This window comes from Caloramator sp. ALD01, assembly GCF_000472625.1.
GTDB lineage: Bacteria > Bacillota > Clostridia > Clostridiales > Caloramatoraceae > Thermobrachium > Thermobrachium proteoclasticum.
Map to the genome: position 1 here is coordinate 22,282 of NZ_AXAA01000003.1, position 21,794 is coordinate 44,075.

Consider the following 21,794-nt stretch of genomic DNA (forward strand, 5'->3'; position numbering starts at 1 on the left):
ATAAACTGGTATAAAAATTAAATAAAAACGATAAAAAATATATTTAATTGACTATAAACTATATATTTGCCAAAATACATTAAAATTTGACAGAAAATTAAGTTAGTTAAAATAATTGTTACATGTTAAAATAAAAATGGACCTAATGGATTAATCCAATAATCCAAATGCTTTAAGAGGTGTTTCAAATGAACATAGTAATAGATAAAAAGAGTGGAATTCCACTATATATACAAGTTAAAAATCAAATAATGGAACAGATTAAAAATGGCACCTTAAAGGTTGGTACCAAGATGCCAACCGAGAGGGAATTGGCTTCAATGTTAAATACAAGTAGAAACACAATAAGTTCTGCATATAAGCTTCTTGAACAAGAGGGAGTAATTGTTTCGTATCAAGGAAAAGGAACCTTTGTAGCAGAAGAGGCCAAAACTTGGAAAAGGCACAGTATAAATGACAAATTATTAAAGATTATAGATATAGCACTTGAGGAATCCCTTGAAATGGGATTATCCTATGATGAATTCATTGCACTTGTTATAAACAGAGTAAAGGAGAAGCAGGATATATTAAAAAATATAAGTGCTATTTTTATAGAATGCAACATTGAACAGGCTAAGGATTTTGCAAAGCAGCTATCAAAGGCAACAGGCCTTAATATAATTCCTCTTACAATAAAGGACTTAGAAGAAAGAAACGAAGAAGTGCAAAAAATACTAAATGGAGTACAGGTTATAATAGCAACCTTTAATCACGTGAATGAGGTTAAAGAGTTGACATCAGATTTAAATAAAGAGGTTTTAGGTGTTGCGATAACACCTTGCCTTGAGACAATTGTAAAAATTGCAAAATATCCAAAGGGGACAAAATTTGGACTTGTGTGCATATCTAATGAATTTCAGTTCAAGGTTCAAAGTGCACTAAAGTCAGCAGGGCTTGACGTGGATATTATTGCTACTACCAGCCGAGAACTAAATGAAATAAAAAACATAATAAACACATCAGATGTAGTAATAGTTTCCCCCGGTAGACGTAAAGAAGTAAAGGCAATAGTAGGAGATAAGAGGGAAATTATAAGTTTTGATTATAACTTAGACCAAGGCAGCGTAAAGGCTGTTATTTCAAAAATGGTAGAACTTAAAAAAATATAAAGAATGAGGGAGGATTTTTATGCAAAATGGAAAGACTGTAGTTATAGGAGTAATTGGTGCTGACTGCCACGCTGTAGGTAACAAGATTATCGAACACGCTTTAAAGGAAGAAGGCTTCAACGTAGTAAACATTGGAGTTTTAAGCCCACAAGAAGACTTTATAAACGCAGCAATTGAAACAAATGCAGATGCAATTTTAGTTTCATCCCTTTATGGACACGGAGAAATTGACTGTAGAGGCTTTAGAGAAAAATGCAACGAGGCTGGTCTTAAGGATATAATCCTTTATGTTGGTGGAAATCTTGTTGTAGGAAAGCAAGATTGGAAGGAAGTTGAAAAGAGATTTTTAGATATGGGATTTAACAGAGCATATCCACCAGGAACAGATATAAAACTATCAATTAAGGATCTTAAAAAGGATTTGGGGTTAGAAGAATAATTTGAAGGTGATTATATGGATGCTATTTTATTAATTGACTTTGGTAGCACATATACCAAGCTTACTGCTGTTGATATTGAAAATGAAGAGATACTTGCAACAGCAAAGGATTTAACAACGGTAAATACCGATATAATGATAGGTTTTAATAAGGCCTATGAGAAGTTAATGAAAAATATAGGTGAAAGAAAAGTTAACTTTGTTAAAAAGCTTGCTTGTTCAAGTGCAGCAGGCGGGCTTAAGATGGTTGCAATTGGACTCGTACCTGAACTAACAGCAGAGGCAGCAAAGAGAGCTGCTCTTGGTGCAGGGGCAAGAATACTTGGAGTTTATAGCTATGAATTGAATAAACACGAAATAGAAGAAATAAAATCCAAAAAACCAGATATCATTCTACTTGCAGGTGGAACAGATGGAGGTAACAAGGATTGTATAATACACAATGCAAAACTTTTGGCAGAGCATATTAAAGATGTTCCAATCGTAGTGGCAGGCAATAAAAATGCAAATGATGAGATTGAGGAAATATTCAATAATGCAGGTCTTTTTTATAAAATTACTGAAAATGTAATGCCAAAGCTAAATACAATAAATGTTGAACCAGCAAGAGAAGTTATAAGAAGCATTTTTATGCAGAAGATAGTAGAAGCAAAGGGAATGAAAAATGCCGAAAACTTTATTAATGGAATATTAATGCCAACACCAGCAGCAGTTCTTAAGGCAGCAAAGATATTAGCAGATGGTAGTGACAAGGAAGAAGGAATAGGTGAACTTATAATTGTTGATATAGGTGGTGCAACAACGGATGTTCACTCAATTGCAAAGGGAGATCCATCAAAGCCTGGAGTTACATTAAGGGGACTTCAAGAACCCTATGCAAAAAGAACTGTTGAAGGTGACCTGGGAATGAGGGTAAGTGCAGTATCGCTGTTTGAAGCTGCAGGAACAAGAAGAATTAAAAAGTTTGCACCTAATACACCATATGATGTGGAGGAAAGATGTAAATTTTTACAACAAAATGTAAATATAATTCCACAGACTGAAGAGGAATATGAATTTGATGAGGCACTTGGTATGGTAGCAACTGAAATTGCTATGGAAAGACACGTAGGTACAGTTGAAAGTGTTTACACTCCAATGGGAATTATCTATTCACAAGTTGGTAAAGACCTGTTAAATGTAAAGTATTTAATAGGAACTGGTGGAGTTTTAGTGCACAGCAGAAATCCAGAAAAGATTTTAAAGGCAGGGCTTTTTTCGATGGAAAGTCCAAACTATCTAAAACCAACCAATCCAGTTATCTTAGTCGATAAGACCTACATATTATCTGCTATGGGGCTTTTAGCAGAAGAATATCCAGATATGGCAGTTAGAATAATGAAAAAATATATTGTAAGGGCTTAAGGAGGAAAACTTATGGAACTAAGAAATAAAAAACTTACACACGATGAGTTTTTTAAACAAAGAGAGGAAGTTTTAAGACAATGGCCAACTGGTGCTAATCTTAACTTAGAAGAAGCAGCAGAATATTTGAAAAAGGTTCCAGACCATAAACATTTCAGCAAAAAATTAAGATATGCAAAGGAAAATGGAATAACTTTGGCACAACCAAGAGCAGGTGTTGCATTAGTAGAAGACCACATAAACTTATTAAGATATCTACAAAATGAAGGAGAAGCAGACCTTCTTCCATCAACAATAGACAGCTATACAAGACAAAATAGATACAATGAATGTGAAGTTGGTATAGAGGAAAGTAAAAAGGCTGGACGTTCAATGTTAAATGGATTCCCAGCAGTTAACTATGGTATAGAAGGTTGTAGAAAGGTTTATGAGGCAGTAGATTTACCACTTCAAGCAAGACACGGTACACCAGATGCAAGACTACTTTCAGAAATAATACACGCATCAGGTTGGACTTCAAACGAAGGGGGAGGAATTTCCTACAACATACCATACGCAAAGAGTGTTTCAGTTGAAAAGACAATAAGAGACTGGCAATACTGTGATAGATTAGTTGGTATGTATGAAGAAATGGGAATAGAATTAAACCGTGAACCATTTGGCCCACTAACAGGTACTTTAGTTCCACCAAGTATATCAAATGCTGTAGCTATAATAGAAGGACTTCTTGCAGCAGAGCAGGGCGTAAAGAACCTAACTCTTGGGTATGGACAATGCGGTAACTTAATACAAGATGTTGCGGCAATAAGAGCACTTGTTGAACAGGCAGAAGAATATTTCAAGATGTATGGATATGATGTTTATTTAACAACAGTATTCCATCAATGGATGGGTGGATTCCCACACGATGAATCAAAGGCATTTGGTGTAATTTCTTGGGGTTCAGCAATAGCAGCACTTGCAGGAGCAACAAAGGTTATAGTAAAGACTCCACACGAGGCTGTTGGTATACCAACAAAGGAAGCAAATGCAGCAGGAATCAAGGCTACAAAGCAAACATTAAACCTATTAAGAGGTCAAAGACTACCAGAATCAAAGGAATTAAAGGCAGAAATTGAGCTTATAAAGGCAGAAACTAAGTGCATACTTGATAAGGTATTTGAACTTGGAAATGGTGACTTGGCAGTAGGAACAGTTAAGGCCTTTGAAGCAGGAGTTTTAGATATACCATTTGCTCCAAGTAAGTACAATGCAGGCCAAATTATTCCAGCCAGAGATAATAATGGTGCAGTAAGATTCTTAGAGTTTGGTAATATACCATTTACAAAGGAAATAAAGGACTTTAATAGACAACTTCTTGAGGAAAGAGCAAAGTACGAAGGAAGACCAGTAAGCTTCCAAATGGCAGTTGATGATATATTTGCAGTAGGTAAAGGTGTATTAGTTGGAAGACCAGAAAATATGAGATAATTAGGGGGAGATTAATATGAGAATAATAGATGTAATTTGTTCAGCAGGTAGAACAGGATTCTTCTTTGATGACCAAAGAGCAATCAAAAAGGGAGCAAAACACGATGGATTTACTTATGTTGGAGAACCAGTAACAGAAGGATTTAAGAAGATAAGACAAGCAGGAGAATCAATTTCAGTAATGTTAATACTTGAGGATGGTCAAATTGCATATGGAGACTGTGCAGCTGTTCAATACTCAGGTGCAGGTGGAAGAGACCCATTATTCTTAGCAGAGGATTTTATACCAGTTATTGAAAAGGAAATAGCTCCAAAGTTAATAGGCAGAGAAGTAACAAGATTTAAAGAACTTGCAGAAGAAATAGACTCAATGGAGGTTAACGGAAAGAGACTTCATACTGCAATAAGATATGGTGTAACACAAGCAATACTTGATGCAGTATCAAAGGTAAGAAAGTTAACAATGGCAGAGGTTATAAAGGAAGAATACAACATAAAGGGAGAAATGAAGAGAGTTCCAATATTTACTCAATCAGGTGATGACAGATACAATAATGTAGATAAGATGATTATAAAGGGTGCAGATGTTCTTCCACACGGCCTTATAAACAATGTTGATGAAAAGCTTGGAAGAAATGGAGAACTTCTAAAGGAGTATGTAGCTTGGTTAAGAGATAGAATAAAGCATTTAAGAGCAGAAGAAGGATATACACCAGTTCTACACATAGACGTTTATGGAACAATAGGTATTGCCTTCAATAACGATACGCAAAAGATGGCAGAATACCTTGGAGAACTTGAAAAGGTAGCAGCTCCATTTAAATTAAGAATAGAAGGACCAATGGATGTTGAAAACAGAGAAGGACAACTTAAGGCGTTAAAGGAACTAAGACAAGAATTAAAAAAGAGAAATATAGGTGTTGAACTTGTGGCAGATGAGTGGTGTAATACTTGGGAGGATATTAAACTATTTGTAGATGAAGAAGCTGCAGATATGATTCAAATAAAAACTCCAGACTTAGGTGGTATAAACAACATAGTTGAATCAATCTTATATTGTAAGAAACACGGTGTTGGAGCTTACTGTGGTGGAACTTGTAATGAAACAGATCGTTCAGCACAAATCTGTACAAATATTGCAATAGCTTGTGGTGCTGATCAATGTCTTGCAAAACCAGGTATGGGTGTTGACGAAGGATTTATGATAGTGTACAACGAAATGAATAGAGTAATAACTTTAGCAAAGGCAAGAGAAAGAATTAATTTAAAAAGAGAAGCGGCAATAACAAAGTAATATAAAGGGCAATCTCAAAACGATTTTTAAAATGTTAATGGCATTGTTTTTAGTTTTGGTGTCACGGTAGTTCGTGGCACCAAAACTTACAAATAGATGGTTTTGAGAGTAGCCCTATTAAACATTTAGGAGGAGTAATATGAGAGAGGTTCACGTTTCAAAAATAACAGAGATAATAAAGAAACTATGTATGGATGCAAATTATTATTTAGGTGATGATATAAAAAATAAATTTTATGAATTTAAAGAGAAGGAAACTTCAAAGCTTGGAAAAGAAATACTCGATATATTAATAAATAACAGTGAGATAGCAGAGAAGGAACAAATGCCAATGTGCCAAGATACGGGTATGGCGGTTGTTTTTATGGAAATAGGTCAGGATGTACACATAGTTGGTGGAAATATAGAAGATGCAATAAATGAAGGTGTAAGGCAGGGATATATTGAAGGATATCTAAGAAAGTCTGTTGTAAAGGATCCGCTTGATAGAGTAAACACAAAGGATAATACTCCAGCTATAGTACACTACAACATAGTCCCAGGAGACAAGATAAAGATTACAGTTGCACCAAAGGGATTTGGAAGCGAAAATATGAGTAGACTAAAAATGTTAAAGCCAGCTGATGGTGTTGAAGGTGTTAAAAGGTTTGTGCTTGAGACAGTTAAGGAAGCAGGGCCTAATCCTTGTCCACCTATTGTAGTTGGAATAGGAATAGGAGGAACTTTTGAAAAGGCAGCTTTTCTTGCTAAAAAGGCACTTTTAAGAAGTATAGATGAGGAAAATAAAAATCCCTATTATGCAAAGTTAGAAAAGGAAATTTTGGATGAGATAAATAAGCTTGGAATAGGGCCACAGGGATTTGGAGGATTAACAACTTGTCTTGGTGTAAATATTGAAGTTTATGCAACTCATATTGCTGGCCTACCAGTTGCTGTTAATATAAACTGTCACGCTACAAGACATAAAGAGGCCATTATTTAGGAGGGGTAAAATGCAAAAGAAAATTACAACGCCATTAACAAATGAATGTATAGAAAATTTAAAAGCTGGGGATAGTGTACTTCTGACAGGATATATTTATACTGCACGTGATGCAGCACATAAAAGACTTGTTGAACTTATTGAAAAGGGAGAAGACTTGCCCTTTGATGTAGAGGGGCAAATAATTTATTATGTTGGGCCAACTCCAGCAAAGGAGGGTATGCCAATAGGTTCAGCAGGACCAACTACAAGCTATAGAATGGATCCATATACCCCTGCTCTTTTAGACAAGGGATTAAAGGGGATGATAGGTAAGGGAAAAAGAAGTTTAGAGGTAGTAGAATCAATGAAGAAGAATAGAGCAGTTTATTTTGCAGCAATAGGTGGAGCTGCAGCATTAACTGCAAAATGTGTAAAGGAATCAGAGCTTGTAGCCTACGAAGACTTAGGAGCAGAGGCTATAAGAAGGCTATATGTTGAGGATTTACCTTTAATAGTTGTTATTGATGCAGAGGGAAATAATTACTATGAAATAGGACAGCAGGAATATAAAAAATCTATTGAGTAGGTGATAGTATGAAGATTAATAATCCAGCAAAGGCAGGAAGTTTAGAATCAAACGACATATTTGTTATGGTTTTTCCTAATGAAAATGGAAATGAAATAGAGCTTGAGAGCATAGTTATTAAACAATTTGGTAAAAGGATAAGGGAAGTAATAGAGGAAACCTTAAAGGAGCTTAATGTTGAAAATGCTAAAATTATTGCAAAGGATAGAGGGGCCCTTGATTATACGATTAAGGCACGAGTTGAAACTGCAATAAGAAGAGCAATGTAGCGAGGTGTTAAGAATGAAACTAAGAAGAACAATGCTTTTTATGCCAGGGAATAATCCTGGTATGATACAAAATGCTTCGATACTTGGAGCAGATAGCGTTATATTGGATTTAGAGGATGCTGTCTCAATAGATGAAAAGGATGCAGCAAGAATGCTTGTTAGAAATGCTCTATCAACTCTCGACTTTTCAGGATGTGAAGTGGTTGTTAGAATAAATTCTATTCAAAGTGATTTTGGATATGATGATTTAAATGTTATTGCAAGGGTAAAACCCGATGCAATATTAGTACCAAAGGCTACAAGTGATGATATTGAAGAGATTGATGAAATTCTCTCTATAATAGAAAGAGAAGAGGGATTTAAATTAGGTTCAATTAAGCTTTTACCTCTTGTAGAGACTGCAATTGGACTTGAAAACATAAGAGAAACAATTCTTGCATCAAAGAGAAATATAGGAGTTCTTCTTGGTGCAGAGGATTTAACAGCGGATATGGGAATAAAAAGAACAAGAGAGGGAAATGAAATATTCTATGCAAGAAATAGGGTAGCTTCAATATGTAAAGCGTATAAGATAGATGCAATAGATACTCCCTTTGCAGATGTAAATGATGTTGAAGGTTTAATAGAAGATACAAAGAGGGCAAAGGCAATAGGTATGACGGGAAAAGCAGCAATAAACCCAAGACAGATTGATTATATACACGAGGTATTCTCACCTTCTATGGAAGAGATAATGTATGCAAAGAGGGTTTTAAAGGCTAAGGAAGAGGCACTAAAGGAAGGTAAGGGTGTTTTCTCACTTGATGGAAAGATGGTAGATGCACCAATAATTCAAAGGGCAGAAAACATTATACTAAAAGCTAAACTTGCAGGTATCATAAGGGAGTGATTTTATGGAAAATATTTTGGGAAGAGTTTTACCAGAGTACATAGAAGGCTATGGAGAGGTTAAGCCCTTTAGTGGAGCCTTCAACAATCTTGGTATAAAGAGCAAAAAACAAGTCTCTGTTAAATGTGTTGCACCTTCTGATGTAAAACTTGTTGAATCAATAAAAGAGGCACTAATAAAATGTGAAATAAAGGACGGTATGACAGTTTCCTTCCATCATCATTTAAGAAACGGTGACTATGTTCTTAATATGGTGATGGATGAAATAGCAAAGATGGGGATAAAGGACATAAGGGTTGCGGCAAGTTCCATATTCCCTGTTCACGCACCACTTGTTGAACATATTAAAAATGGAGTGGTTACAGGTATATATGCAAATTATATGTCTGGACCTGTTGCAGAGGCAGTATCAAGGGGACTTTTAAAATATCCTGCAATTATGCATACCCACGGAGGAAGAGCAAGGGCAATAGAATCAGGCGATTTAAAGATAGATATAGCCTTTATTGCAGCTCCAACCTGCGATGAATATGGTAATATAAACGGTGTTTATGGGCCTTCAGCCTGTGGAAGTTTAGGATATGCAATACCAGATGCAATGTATGCAGGAAGGGTTGTTGCAATAACAGATAACTTAGTTGCTTACCCTGCTTGTCCTATAGAAATAAGCCAAGAATATGTAGATTATATAGTTAAGGTGGATTCAATAGGTGATCCTAAAGGAATAGTTTCAGGAACAACAAAGATAACAAAGGACCCAGTTGGACTTAAGATAGCAAAGATGGCAACTGAGGTTATTGAAGCTTCAGGGCTTCTAAAGGATGGCTTTTCATTCCAAACTGGTGCAGGTGGTATATCACTTGCTGTTGCAAAGTATGTAAGGGATGTAATGAAGAAAAAAGGTATAAAGGGTAGCTTTGCAGCAGGTGGAATTACAGGCTATATAGTAGATATGTTTGAAGAAGGCTTATTTGAGGCATTATTTGACGTTCAATGTTTTGACTTAAAGGCGGTGGAGTCCTACAGAAGAAATGTTGCACACCAAGGTATGTCTGCATCACTTTATGGAAATCCACACAATAAGGGAGCAGTTGTCAACAGATTGGACGTAATGATACTTGGTGCAACTGAAATAGATGTAAATTTTAATGTTAATGTAACAACGGGTTCTGATGGAGTTATAATGGGAGGTTCAGGAGGACATAGTGATACTGCTGCAGGTTCAAAGCTTGCAATAGTTGTTACAAAGCTCTTAAAGGGAAGACTTCCAATTGTAGTTGATAAGGTTACAACAGTTACAACTCCAGGAGAAACTGTCGATGTAATAGTAACCGAAAGAGGAATAGCAGTAAATCCAAGAAGACAGGATTTATTAGAAAAATTAAAGGAAACAAATTTACCAATAATGACAATAGAAGAACTTAAAGAACTTGCGGAAAATATGGTGGGAACTCCAGAAAAGATAGAGTTTAATGACAAGATTGTGGCTGTTGTGGAATACAGAGATGGTACTGTAATAGATGTAGTTAGAAAAGTAAAGGAATGATATTATGGAATTTAGATTTTTGATGGATTTTGAAAAATATTTGGCAGATGAATTTTTAAAGGGCATTGGATTGGAACTTGAGAAGGATGTTGATGAAACTTTATGTTGTTTTGAAGATGGAGAGATTATAGGAACCTGTTCCTATTCAAAAAATGTAATTAAATGTTTTGGAATAAAGGAAGAATACAGGGGGGAGGGGCTTGCCTCCTCTCTTATCACAAAAATACAAAACAGAATGTTTGATAAGGGAATATATGAGTATTTTGTTTTTACGTTAGAAAAAAATGTACAAATTTTTAAGTCCTTAGGCTTTAAAGAGGTTGCAAGGGCTGATTCTGTTGTGCTTCTTGAGGGGGGTACATCAGATGTTAATAGGTATCTTTTGAATATGCTAAAGACAAGTGGAATTGATGTAAGTAAAAAAAGGGCTGCTCTTGTTGTGAACTGTAATCCTTTTACACTTGGTCATCTTTATTTAATTGAAAGAGCAGCAAAGGAAAATCAAGAGGTTATTGTATTTGTAGTTGAGGAGGACAGATCAGCCTTCCCAACGGATATAAGATTTAACTTAGTGAAGCTTGGATGTAGGCATTTAAAAAATGTTACTGTTATAAAGGGTGGAAGATATATTATTTCATCCAATACATTTCCATCGTATTTTTTAAGAAAAAAGGATGATAAATTAAGCATATATACTAAACTTGATGCAACTATTTTTGGTATGTATATTGCAAAGGTCTTTAATATTAATAGGAGATATGTAGGTACAGAACCCTACTGTGATGTAACAAATGAATATAATAAAACTATGCTGAATATATTACCAAATTATGGAGTAGAAGTCTGCTTAGTAGAAAGACTAATAAAGGACGGAAGGGCAGTTAGTGCATCAATCGTTAGAAGCATATTGAAGGAAGATAAACTTAATGAAGTAGAAAAATTAGTACCACAGATAACCTATGACTTTCTAAAAACAGAAGAGGGTAAAAGGATAATAGAGAATATAAAAAGGAGAGATTTACCACATTGATAGGGATTTTAGAGGATAGAGAAAGAAGATATGAGGAGACATTAAAATTAATAGAATTAAATTTAGGAACAGTTCTTTGTGCCAAAATTAATTATCCTGGTAAAAACAAAAATACTGAATGTGCTAAAATGGCTTTTAGTATATTAAGACAGGAAATTTATAAAGAGTTTGATGGAAAGATTAAAGTTGAAAAAAAATTATCAGGCTGTGATGGAGACAGCCTGCTTTTAATAATAGATTTACCAATAATAGAAGTTAAAAAAAGAAGTATAAAAATTGAGACTGAACATCCTTTAGGAAGAATATTTGATGTCGATATATATAATAAAGATGGGGTGCCTTTAAGTAGAGGTGATTTTAATATACAGGAAAGAAAATGTATTGTATGTGGAAATGCTGTAAGGGAGTGTATAGTTAAAAAGAGACATAGTGTAGAAGAGGTTTTAGAAAAAGTTAATACAATGATAAAGGAATATGGAGACAGGTATGACAAATAGAGATACATTTATAAAGAAAATATCTCAGATTGCATTAGAGGCAACTTTGCTTGAAGTTTCAACACATCCCAAACCAGGGCTTGTAACGCCCTTTTCTAATGGTTCACATAAGGATATGAGTTATGTAACCTTTATAAAGAGTGCATCTTCTATTGCACCCTATTTTTCTGAATTTATAAATACAGGTATCATATATAGTGAAAATGTTTTAGATAAACTAAGACCAATTGGACTTATAGCCGAAAAGGATATGTTTTATGCAACTGATGGTGTAAATACGCATAAAGGATTAATTTTTTTGCTTGGTGTTATATGTGCAGGATGTGGAGTTTTGTTTCGTGAAAAAAAAGCTGTAAATAGAGCCTCTATATCTAAAATAGTTAGTGAAATTACAGAGGGGATTGTGGAGAGAGAACTTAATAATTACGATGAAAAAAAGGGAATGACAAACGGACAGAGAATTTATAAAAAATATGGTTTGACTGGTATTCGTGGTGAAGTTGAGGGAGGACTTAAGTCAATTATAGATTATGCACTTCCAACATTTGAAAAATATAATAAAAGGTTAAGTATTAATGATACGCTTGTTAATACTCTACTTTCTCTTATGACAGTAGTTGATGATACAACGGTTGTGCATCGTACTTCAATTGAGGGATTAAATTTTGTAAAAAAACATTCTAAAATTGCATTAGAACTTGGAGGAATGGCAACAAAAGAGGGAGTAGATTATATTGAAAATTTGGATAGAAAATTTAAAGAAAGGAATATAAGTCCTGGAGGATGTGCAGATTTACTTGCAGCGACATATATGATATATAAAATTGAGGCGATATGGAGGAATGAGTATGCAGATTTTACTTTCATCAATTATCAATCACAACAGGAAATATACTAAAGAGGGTGAAGTAGCTACCTATATCCCTGAACTATCTAAGGCAGATAAAAATCACTTAGGAATATATGTGGTGACATTAGATGGTGAAGAGTATGGTGAGGGAGATTATAATGTAAAGTTTACAATGCAGAGTATATCAAAGGTTGTAACATTAATGCTTGCTCTTTTGGATAATGGACCTGAAAAGGTTTTTGAAAAGATAGATATGGAACCTACTGCAGATACATTTAATTCAATAAGTTCACTTGAAACAAGAAATCCACAAAAGCCATTAAATCCAATGATAAATTCAGGAGCAATTGCAACAACTTCATTAATCTATGGTGAAAGTAGTGAGAAAAAGATTGAAAGGATATTAAAGTTTACAAGAAGAATAACAGGAAATAAGGATATAAATATAAACTATGATGTTTTTAAGTCGGAAAAGGAGACGGGGCATAGAAACAGAGCCCTTGCCTATTATATGAAAAGTACAGGTGTTATAGATGGTGATGTTGAAGATATATTGGATGCATATTTTATGCAGTGTTCTATGGAGGTTACCTGCAAAGATATTGCACGAATAGCAGCAATGCTTGCAAATAATGGACTTTTACCCTGGAGTGGAGAAAGAATAATTCCGGCCCATTATGCAAGAATAGTAAAAACTATAATGGTTACTTGTGGAATGTATGATGAGTCAGGTGAATTTGCAGTAAAGGTTGGAATACCTGGTAAAAGTGGAGTTGGTGGGGGTATACTTGCTGCTGTTCCAAACAGAATGGGAATAGGTGTATTTGGTCCTGCTTTAAATAAAAAGGGAAATAGCATAGCAGGATTAAAGGTTTTGGAGGAGCTTTCAAGGGAACTTGATTTAAGCATATTCTAAGGGGGAAGCAGATGAAAAAGTTTGGAATTTTTTTAATTACATTAGGTATTTCAATATTAATTTTTACAGGGGTTATAAACTATATAGCCTATAAAGAAAGACAGGCTCTGATTGAAACTGCTTTGGGAGTAAAAAGTTCTATAGCTGCAAATGATTTGGAAAAAAATAATGCAAAGAAGGATAATAGGTATAATGCCAAAAATCCTATTGGGGTACTTGAAATACCTAAAATTGATTTAATAATACCTATTGTAGAGGGTGCCACAGAGGAAAGTTTAAGAAATGCCGCAGGACATATTGAAGGAACAGGACCCTTAGGAGCAGATAGTAGTAATTACTGCATTGCAGGACACAGAGCTCATTATACAGGAGGATTTTTTCATAGGCTTGATGAGCTTGAAGTTGGAGACGAAATAAAGATAAAAACTAAAGATGGTGAATTTTATTTTAATGTAATTGAAAAGAAGATTGTAACTCCCGATAAGGTGGAGGTTTTGAATCCAACTAAGGGTAAGTCACTTGTCACACTTATAACTTGTCATCCTCTATATAGTAATAAACAGAGGCTTATAGTTGTGGCAGAGCTCAAAAAATAAAATGGAGCAGGTAACGGGAATCGAACCCGCATAGCCAGCTTGGGAAGCTGGAGCTCTGCCATTGAGCTATACCTGCATTACATTAATATTATAACCAATTTTAACAAATATAATCAATTTTTAAAATAATTAAAAATTATGAAAAATCATTTAATTTATTGGGTAAATCTCAAAAGTGCTTTTGTTTTTTGTTAAAATTAAGTATTTTTGAGGAGGGGTTCTATGTTAACATATCATTTTGAAGATAATATACCTCTGTTTAGATGCAGCCTATGTGGAAAATGTGAAGGGTTTATAGAATCTAAATCATTTATAAATAAAAATAGGGGATGCTGTTGGTATTATCCTAAATACACATTAATGGATATTAAAAATATCCTATCGATGGGAAGAGAGGATTTTATAAAGGGACTAAAAACATTGGAGAATGTATATATAAGTAGTTTCTATTTAGAGGTTAGAGGTTACTTTGATGAGTATGGATTTAATAATATGAATATAGATGAAGATATTGATTTTGATAAAAAACTATTTTTTAGGTTGTGTCCATTTTGGCAAGAAAATGGGTGCAAAATAGATTATAGACTTCGCCCACATCCCTGCAATCTTTATCTATGTAGAGAAGTAATAGAACTTTGTAAACAGGGTTATAGCGAATTTTCAAAGGAAAGAAAGGATTATTTTTCTTATATAAATTATTTCAATGAATTATTAAAACGAGAACTAATAGAAAATAATTTGGATTTATTAAAGGATTTTGAAGCTACATTGGAGTTTATTAAGAAATATGAAGTACCAAAATTTGAACCAAGACAGATAAAAGATTTAATTTTAACAAATGAAGCATCATAGAAAGGATAAAAGTATTATCATTTTTCTATTGATTTGACAAAATTTTTATATTTTAATATTGATTTTAATTGTAAAAAAAATTAAAATAAAAATGTGTCAAATTTTGCTATGAGGTGTAGATTAATGAGACTTGTTAACATAGAAAGAGTAAAACCAGGAGATGAGCTTGCACAAAGTATACTTGGAGCAGATGGTGCAATTTTATTAAGAGAGGGAGTTATATTAACAGATACCTATATAAAAAGATTAAAAAGTATAGGTGTAGAGTTTTTGTATATAAAGGATGCACACTTAGACGACCTAAAGGGGCAGGATGCTGAGTTTTTACAATTGAAGTCTCAAGCTGTAAAATCAGTTTCAACGGTTTTTTCTAAGCTTCAATACAATAATGTAAATGAAGTAAGAAACACAATGGACACTATTTTGAATATTGTAGAGTATTTGCTTGAGAACAAGGATATAAATTCAACCTATTTAATGGAGCTTAAAACCTTTGATAACTATACCTTTATTCATTCCTTAAATACCTGTGTATTGGCACTATTCTTTGGAGTAAACCTTAATTATACAAGGAATATGCTTTTAGATTTAGGTATGGGAGCACTTCTTCACGATATTGGAAAGACAAAAATACCAACAGAGATATTAAATAAAAAGGGAAAACTAACAGAAGAAGAATTTGAGATAATGAAGAAGCATACCATCTATGGATATGACATAGTAAAGAATATAAGATATATCAATGAACGAGGAAGATTGGTTGTTCTTGAACATCACGAAAGATTTGATGGTTCAGGCTATCCGAACAAATTAAAGGGAGAAAATATTTCAATGTTTGCAAGGATAGGCTGTATAAGTGATGTTTATGATGCGATTATAAGTGATAGAGTATATAGAAAGGGATTTTTAGCAAATGAAGCCTATGAGTTTATATTAGGTGGAAGTGGTACCTTCTTTGATGTAGAACTTGTAAAGATATTTAAAAATAATTTTTCAATATATCCCTTAGGTGTATGTGTAAGGTTGTCAAATGGAATTGAAGGATTTGTGGTTGGACACAATAAGGGATTGCCGGATAAACCAGTAGTTAGAATTATTTATGATGAGAAGGGTAATTCAATTCAACCTATTGAAATTGATTTATCAAAACAAACTAATATAACAATTGTGGATGTAATAGTATAGATTACTGTATTTATCACTTAGGCACGAAAAAAGTAATATATAGTGTAGTACCATAAAAGGATTTTGTAGTAATAAACGAAATCCAGGCTGTTGAAAAAGTTATATATTGATTAGCCCCATTAAGGATTTCTTGGGCATCGGTTCATTTTGCTAATCAATTCTAAGCTTTTCTTTGTTTGAAAAAGTCCTACCCTCGCGATGCCATCGTCCTGATGGCCGCTCGGCTCGGCACGTCCTGTGCCGAATTACGGACTTTTTCAGAGTCGAAAACCTAAGAATTGCTAAAGCTTATGAAAGAACCCATTGAAATCCTTTCATGGGGCTTTTCTTATACTTTAGTTAACAAATGGGTTTGTCAACAATTTGGATTTTGTAGTAATAAACAAAACTCTTTTATAGGGTTTTTTAAGTAGGAACTGTCATATACGTTTAGCAATAATGATTGAATAAAAAAATAAATCCGGAATAAATCCGGATATGGGGAATGAGGGAATATGGAGTTACTTTCCATATTAAAATAACACAAAATGAAGGATGAGTCAATAAAAATTTCATATTTCATTTGTTATAAAATTGTAGCTTACATAATATATTTTAAGAAGAGCAATATTTTTGGTGTTTCTATGCAGGATATAATTATGTTGGCACTGTTTACTGAAGCTATATGGGAAACATTAAAGCTTATAAAAACTAAGGATAAAATTAATTATGATAGAATAGGTGCAACAGCTGTAGGTATTTTAATAGCTATTGCTGCAAATGTTGACATTTTTTCATACTTAGGAAGGCCTCTTACTATTAAATATTTAGGGGCAATTTTAACAGGTATTTTAATTAGTAGAGGTTCAAATTTTATACACGATTTACTTGGAAGTGTTAGCAGTATGTATCAACGAAATAAGCCATAGGAATTTACCTATGGCTTATCTTATACGCTTTATTAGTGTTAATTTTCTTCCTTTAAGTGGTGAAATTTTTACGACGTCACCGGTTCTTGGAGCGTGTACAAACATTCCATCTCCTAAGTAAATTCCAACGTGACTAATTGGGCTATAAAAGAATACTAAATCTCCTGGCTGGGCATCATCAAGACTAACAGTTTGTCCAACTGTTGCCTGTTCTGACGCTCTTCTTGGAAGATTAATACCAAAATGAGCATATACATATTTAACGTAGCCAGAACAGTCAAATCCCGATGGAGTATTTCCACCCCATACATATGGAGTACCTAAGAAATTTAACGCAAATGATACTATTTCGTTGGAGGAGGCTGAAATATTTCCTCTTGAGGTTGATGTAGATTTATTTGTTTTTCCATTTATTTGATTGTATAATTGATATATTTTTGCCTGATATTTTTTCATTTGCTCTGCGTACTGCTTCTTTTTAGACTCAAGCTGTGATATTAATTGTTGCTGTTCCATTTTCTTTTGGTTTATATCCTTTAATTTTTCTTCGTTTTGATATTTTAGTTCTTCAATCTTTGCTTTAGATAGTTCAAGTTCTTTCTTTTTATTGTTTAATTCTTGTATTCCCCTGTTGATTTCATCAAGTGCATTTAGGTCAAACTGTATTACTGTTTTTACCATTTCAATTCTTGAAAGTAAATCGCTAAGGCTGGTAAAACCAAGTATTAACTCTATATAATTTTCCGAACCATTCATATACATATTTTTAATTCTTTCATCAGCTGTCTTTTTTCTATTTTCAAATTCCAGTTGAGCCTTTTCAATTTCTTGTTGTCTTTGTAATATTTCATTATTAATTTTCTTAATCTCATCTTCATTCTTTTTTATTTCAAGGCTAACTTCATAGGCCTCTGCATCTATTTCCTCTATTTTAGATTCTATTTCACCTATTTCCTCTAAAACATCATTATATTCTTTTTTTGTTTCTTGAAGTTTTTGTTCTAACTGTTTCTTTTCTTCTATTGGAGTTGCATAGGATAGGCTTGTACTAAAAATTAAAAATAAAGATAACCCTAAGGCTATTTTCTTTAGTTTCATATAATACCCCCTTTACCACAATTTAAATTATATCATTTTTATCATTTAATTGGTATTAAAAATTAGAGAAAAATTTTTACAAAAGAACCTGAAAGTATTTAATTTGCTACAACAATATAGAAATTATTACATAATAAAACAGCATAAAATTATAGTGGCTCATTCTTAAAAATTTTAAATTTTTCACATAAATGTGTTGTTTTATAAGTCAAAATATTTTATAATATAGTAGTGCAATCGTTTGAACAATTATAAGGAGGCATATTATGAGCAGTTTATTAAAAATATTAAATAGGCTTGAAGAAAACATAGACAAGGGAAAAGAGATTGACTTTAAAGTGCCTGCTATTTGGAATTCATTTGGATACAAAGGTTTAAAAGAAAATAAGGGAACAATATCAGTAAATCCTTATGAATTCTACAGTGAATGTATTAAAAATACAATACTACCATATTACAACAAAGAAAAAAATTATAGCAATCCGCTATCTAAATTAGTAGAGACAAAAAAATGGGACGGATACATAGGTGGAGACTGGATAAAGAAGGCTAATGTTTATGGTATGCAAATAAGAACATCAAGTGCCTATGACCACGATGGAAGTGGAAATCTTGAGCTAAATAACAGATTTGGACTTAAGGACACAGGGACTTTCCTAAAGACAATAGCACTTCTACCACATCTTAAGAGAATGGGAATAGATGCAATATATCTACTACCTATATCCAAAAACAGTATGAGATATAAAAAGGGTGAGATGGGTTCCCCATATGCAGTTAAGAACTTTTTTGAGCTTGATCCAACTTTAAAGGATCCAATGTTAGGTGAAGATATCTCAATAGATGAAGAGTTTAAAGCATTAGTAGAGGCTTGTCATATATTAGGCATAAGAATAATGATTGATATAATACCAAGAACTTCAGCGAGGGATAGTGACCTTATATTTGAACATCCAGAATGGTTCTACTGGGTAAAGATAGATGAGCTTGACACATATGCACCACCTTATGTAGAAGGAATAAAGGCTGGGGATAAGCCATCTGTAGAAAATCTACCGAAGGTTTATGCAAGTGAAAGTGTAAAAAATCATATTAAAAAGTTCTGCCCTGCTCCAAATGTTATAGATGAAAAGAAGTGGAATAGCATTAAGGAAAGATGTTTAAAGGACAAAAGTTTAGATTTCTTTGATTTAATACAACAGGAGTTTGGAATAACTACTGCTCCAGCTTTCTCAGACTGTATAAACGACCCACAACCACCTTGGACAGATGTTACCTTCCTAAGATTATATTTAGATAACCCTGAGGAGTCTGCAAAGTATGTAGATGAAAATCAGCCACCATATATATTATTTGATATAATAAAGTCTAACTTATTCCAAGGAAAGCAAAAGAATTTAGAACTTTGGGAAAGAATTGCAGACATTATACCAAGCTATCAAAGAAAGTATGGTATAGATGGTGCTCGTATTGATATGGGACACGCACTACCAAAGGAATTAGAAGAGATGATTCTAAAAAATCCAAGAGAGTTTGATGAGGATTTCTGCTTTATTGCAGAGGTATTAGACAATAAGGGAGACAAAGCAGCAAGAGAAGCAAATTATAATATGATAATAGGAACAGCTTGGGCAGAAGAACCAAGATTCTATAAGGGTAAGTTTAATAAGCTTGTAGAGGATATGGAAAACCTAAAGGCTCCAATATTTGCAGCAGCGGAAACTCCAGATACACCAAGAGCAGCTTCAAGACTTGGTGGAAAGAAGTTCTCTAAATTTGTAGCAGTAATGAATGCATTTTTACCAAATGGAGTTCCTTTCATAACTTCAGGTTTTGAAATATTAGAAAAACAACCTATGAATTTAGGACTTGATGCTAAGGAAGAAAATAGATTTTTACTTGATAAGAATGACCCATTATACGGAAAGCTTGCCTTCTTTGATAAGTATGCATTACATTGGGAAAACAGTGAAAATGATGAAATACTAAATATATTAGAAGATGTAGCAAATATAAGAAAAGAGTATTTAGATCATATTACAGATATTAATAATTATGTAAAATGTAGATTTGATAGAGAGAATATACTTGCAACTGCATACAAAGTAAATGATGAAGTACTGCTTGTTATAGGTAACTTAGATTTTGAGGATTCAGTAAAGCTTTCAAAGGAAGATATAGAAAAGGCACTTGGATTTAGTATAGTTTCATTAAAGACAATATTTAAAGATTTTAGGAAGGCAGATAAAGAAGAGAAGGATGTAGTGTTAAAGCACGGAGAAGTTGCAATTTTTGTTGTAAAGTAAAGTTGAAGGGCTGTGAAGTAAGTTTCACAGCCCTTTTTATACGAAAAAGACATACTTTTTTTAATAAAAAAATTAAGAAATTTCAAAATATTGTTGTAAAATTCAAATACATATAATAAAATAAAAACAGAAAAGGTTTTCTAAACTCATTAAAAGAGGGGGAGAAGAAATTGAAAAGGAAAAGTTTGTCAATCTTATTAATTCTAAGTCTCTTTATTTCTATTTTTGCAGGATGTTCAAAGACACAACAAACAAGTGGACAAGATAATAAGCCAGCAGAAAAATCAGGAAAAATAACAATCTGGGCTTGGGATCCAAACTTCAACATTGCAATTATGAATGAAGCTAAAGCAAGATACACAAAGGATAATCCTAAGGTAGAAATTGAAATAGTTGATATGGCAAAGGCAGACCTTGAACAGAAACTACATACAATGCTTGCATCAGGTGTTAAGGATGGACTTCCAGATATAGTTTTAATAGAGGATTATAATGCTCAAAAATATCTAAAATCATATCCAGGAGCCTTTGCAGATTTGACAGGAAAAATAGATCATAGCAAATTTGCAAACTACAAAGTAGGTCTTATGACAGTAGATGGTAAGGTTTATGGAGTACCATTTGATTCAGGTGTTTCAGGTTTCTTCTACAGAAAGGATATTTTAGAGCAGGCAGGATATAAACCAGAAGATTTAAATAATATTACTTGGGACAAGTTTATTGAAATAGGAAAGGACGTAAAGAAGAAAACAGGAAAGGCAATGTTAGGTTTTGGATTAGACGATGGTGGATTAATGAGAATAATGCTTCAATCTGCAGGACAATGGTATTTTGACAAGAATGGTAATGTAAATATAGCCAACAATGAGGCACTAAAGGAAGCTGTAAAGACATATAAGGCAATTGTTGATGCAGATATAATTAAAAAGACAAGTGGATGGAATGAGTGGGTTGCTGCATTTAACAAAGGAGAATCAGCAGCAGTTGTAACAGGAGTTTGGATAATAGGTTCAATAAAGGCAGAAGCAAGTCAATCAGGAAAATGGGCGGTTGCACCAACCCCAAGACTAAATGTTACTGGTTCAGTTAATGCTTCAAATCTTGGAGGTTCAAGCTGGTATGTATTAGAAGGAACTAAGGGAAAAGATATAGCTATAGATTTCTTAAATAAGATTTATGCTTCAGATAACGATTTCTATCAAAAGATATTAGTAGAAAGAGGAGCAATGGGTTCATATTTACCTGCAGCAACAGGAGATGCATATTCAAAGGCGGACGAATTCTTCGGAGGACAAAAGGTATTTGCTGACCTATCAAATTGGATGAAGAATATACCTTCAGTTGATTTTGGTCTTTACACATATGAAGCAGATGCTGCAATTATGGCTAATATGCCAGATGTTTATTCAGGAAAGATTACAGTAGAAGAGGCATTAAAGAAGGCAGAAGAACAATTAAAAAATCAAATAGGTAAGTAAATATTAAATTGAAAAGAGGAATAATGCAAATTATATGTATTATTCCTCTTTGTGAACTACCCCCAC

21 protein-coding genes and 1 tRNA gene are annotated in these 21,794 nt (G+C 33.5%); 20 read left to right on the forward strand and 2 right to left on the reverse strand.

Translation table 11 applies throughout. The features are described from left to right. Positions 1–188 precede the first annotated feature (188 nt). The 15 genes from A3M9_RS0102080 to A3M9_RS12985 all read left to right on the forward strand — a co-directional run bounded on the left by A3M9_RS0102080 (position 189) and on the right by A3M9_RS12985 (position 13,901). On the forward strand, positions 189–1,151 hold the full coding sequence (locus A3M9_RS0102080; protein ID WP_035165668.1) for a GntR family transcriptional regulator: 963 nt from the start codon (positions 189–191) through the stop codon (positions 1,149–1,151). Positions 1,152–1,170: 19 nt separating this feature from the next. Then, positions 1,171–1,590, forward strand: coding sequence for a methylaspartate mutase subunit S (glmS, locus tag A3M9_RS0102085; protein ID WP_035165669.1), 420 nt, complete (start codon positions 1,171–1,173; stop codon positions 1,588–1,590). Between the two features lie 15 nt (positions 1,591–1,605). Next, positions 1,606–2,994: a methylaspartate mutase accessory protein GlmL gene (glmL, locus tag A3M9_RS0102090; RefSeq protein WP_027307732.1), complete on the forward strand. Its 1,389-nt coding sequence runs from the start codon at positions 1,606–1,608 to the stop codon at positions 2,992–2,994. 12 nt (positions 2,995–3,006) lie between these two features. Beyond that, entirely contained in the window at positions 3,007–4,464 is a 1,458-nt protein-coding gene (locus A3M9_RS0102095; protein WP_027307733.1) for a methylaspartate mutase subunit E, read from the forward strand. Between the two features lie 16 nt (positions 4,465–4,480). Continuing rightward, positions 4,481–5,758, forward strand: coding sequence for a methylaspartate ammonia-lyase (locus A3M9_RS0102100; protein ID WP_027307734.1), 1,278 nt, complete (start codon positions 4,481–4,483; stop codon positions 5,756–5,758). A gap of 139 nt (positions 5,759–5,897) precedes the next feature. After that, a complete protein-coding gene (locus tag A3M9_RS0102105) occupies positions 5,898–6,740 on the forward strand; it encodes a fumarate hydratase (RefSeq protein WP_027307735.1) in 843 nt (280 codons plus the stop codon). A 10-nt stretch (positions 6,741–6,750) separates the two neighbouring features. Further along, the gene (locus A3M9_RS0102110) at positions 6,751–7,308 is read left to right on the forward strand and encodes a Fe-S-containing hydro-lyase (protein ID WP_027307736.1); all 558 of its coding nucleotides are present in this window, start codon (positions 6,751–6,753) and stop codon (positions 7,306–7,308) included. A gap of 8 nt (positions 7,309–7,316) precedes the next feature. After that, positions 7,317–7,577 carry a citrate lyase acyl carrier protein gene (gene citD, locus A3M9_RS0102115; RefSeq protein WP_027307737.1) on the forward strand — a complete coding sequence of 87 codons (261 nt, stop codon included), beginning with the start codon at positions 7,317–7,319 and terminating at the stop codon, positions 7,575–7,577. A gap of 13 nt (positions 7,578–7,590) precedes the next feature. Next, positions 7,591–8,466, forward strand: a complete 876-nt coding sequence (locus tag A3M9_RS0102120) for a CoA ester lyase (protein ID WP_035165671.1) — start codon at positions 7,591–7,593, stop codon at positions 8,464–8,466. Positions 8,467–8,470: 4 nt separating this feature from the next. Continuing rightward, a complete protein-coding gene (gene citF, locus A3M9_RS0102125) occupies positions 8,471–10,012 on the forward strand; it encodes a citrate lyase subunit alpha (RefSeq protein ID WP_027307739.1) in 1,542 nt (513 codons plus the stop codon). 4 nt (positions 10,013–10,016) lie between these two features. Further along, positions 10,017–11,042, forward strand: coding sequence for a [citrate (pro-3S)-lyase] ligase (gene citC, locus A3M9_RS0102130; RefSeq protein ID WP_035165672.1), 1,026 nt, complete (start codon positions 10,017–10,019; stop codon positions 11,040–11,042). Continuing rightward, positions 11,039–11,539: a citrate lyase holo-[acyl-carrier protein] synthase gene (gene citX / locus A3M9_RS0102135; RefSeq protein ID WP_027307741.1), complete on the forward strand. Its 501-nt coding sequence runs from the start codon at positions 11,039–11,041 to the stop codon at positions 11,537–11,539. Before citC ends, citX begins: the two co-directional genes overlap by 4 nt. Next, positions 11,529–12,437, forward strand: coding sequence for a triphosphoribosyl-dephospho-CoA synthase CitG (gene citG, locus A3M9_RS12980; protein WP_051350551.1), 909 nt, complete (start codon positions 11,529–11,531; stop codon positions 12,435–12,437). The genes citX and citG overlap by 11 nt, the downstream gene beginning before the upstream one ends. Further along, positions 12,388–13,305 carry a glutaminase A gene (gene glsA, locus A3M9_RS0102145; protein ID WP_027307742.1) on the forward strand — a complete coding sequence of 306 codons (918 nt, stop codon included), beginning with the start codon at positions 12,388–12,390 and terminating at the stop codon, positions 13,303–13,305. Before citG ends, glsA begins: the two co-directional genes overlap by 50 nt. Before the next feature lie 11 nt (positions 13,306–13,316). Beyond that, the gene (locus tag A3M9_RS12985; RefSeq protein ID WP_051350552.1) at positions 13,317–13,901 is read left to right on the forward strand and encodes a class D sortase; all 585 of its coding nucleotides are present in this window, start codon (positions 13,317–13,319) and stop codon (positions 13,899–13,901) included. A gap of 2 nt (positions 13,902–13,903) precedes the next feature. Here A3M9_RS12985 and A3M9_RS0102155 read toward each other — a convergent pair. Then, positions 13,904–13,977, reverse strand: a tRNA-Gly gene (locus tag A3M9_RS0102155). 146 nt (positions 13,978–14,123) lie between these two features. On the opposite strand from A3M9_RS0102155, the gene A3M9_RS0102160 reads away from it, so the two are divergent. From A3M9_RS0102160 to A3M9_RS0102170, 3 genes are all read left to right on the forward strand, one after another. After that, the gene (locus A3M9_RS0102160; RefSeq protein ID WP_027307743.1) at positions 14,124–14,753 is read left to right on the forward strand and encodes a hypothetical protein; all 630 of its coding nucleotides are present in this window, start codon (positions 14,124–14,126) and stop codon (positions 14,751–14,753) included. A 123-nt stretch (positions 14,754–14,876) separates the two neighbouring features. Then, positions 14,877–15,938, forward strand: coding sequence for an HD-GYP domain-containing protein (locus A3M9_RS0102165; RefSeq protein ID WP_027307744.1), 1,062 nt, complete (start codon positions 14,877–14,879; stop codon positions 15,936–15,938). Positions 15,939–16,561: 623 nt separating this feature from the next. Further along, entirely contained in the window at positions 16,562–16,846 is a 285-nt protein-coding gene (locus A3M9_RS0102170) for a hypothetical protein (protein WP_027307745.1), read from the forward strand. 15 nt (positions 16,847–16,861) lie between these two features. Here the strand turns inward: A3M9_RS0102170 and A3M9_RS14060 are convergent, their stop codons facing one another. Next, on the reverse strand, positions 16,862–17,944 hold the full coding sequence (locus A3M9_RS14060; RefSeq protein ID WP_051350553.1) for an NlpC/P60 family protein: 1,083 nt from the start codon (positions 17,942–17,944) through the stop codon (positions 16,862–16,864). A 266-nt stretch (positions 17,945–18,210) separates the two neighbouring features. Between A3M9_RS14060 and A3M9_RS12995 the strand changes: the two genes are divergently transcribed. Together A3M9_RS12995 and A3M9_RS0102185 are read left to right on the forward strand one after the other, a co-directional pair. After that, the gene (locus tag A3M9_RS12995; protein WP_051350554.1) at positions 18,211–20,250 is read left to right on the forward strand and encodes an alpha-amylase family glycosyl hydrolase; all 2,040 of its coding nucleotides are present in this window, start codon (positions 18,211–18,213) and stop codon (positions 20,248–20,250) included. 170 nt (positions 20,251–20,420) lie between these two features. After that, complete coding sequence (locus A3M9_RS0102185; RefSeq protein ID WP_027307746.1) at positions 20,421–21,728, forward strand: ABC transporter substrate-binding protein; 1,308 nt, start codon at positions 20,421–20,423, stop codon at positions 21,726–21,728. Positions 21,729–21,794: the final 66 nt, after the last annotated feature.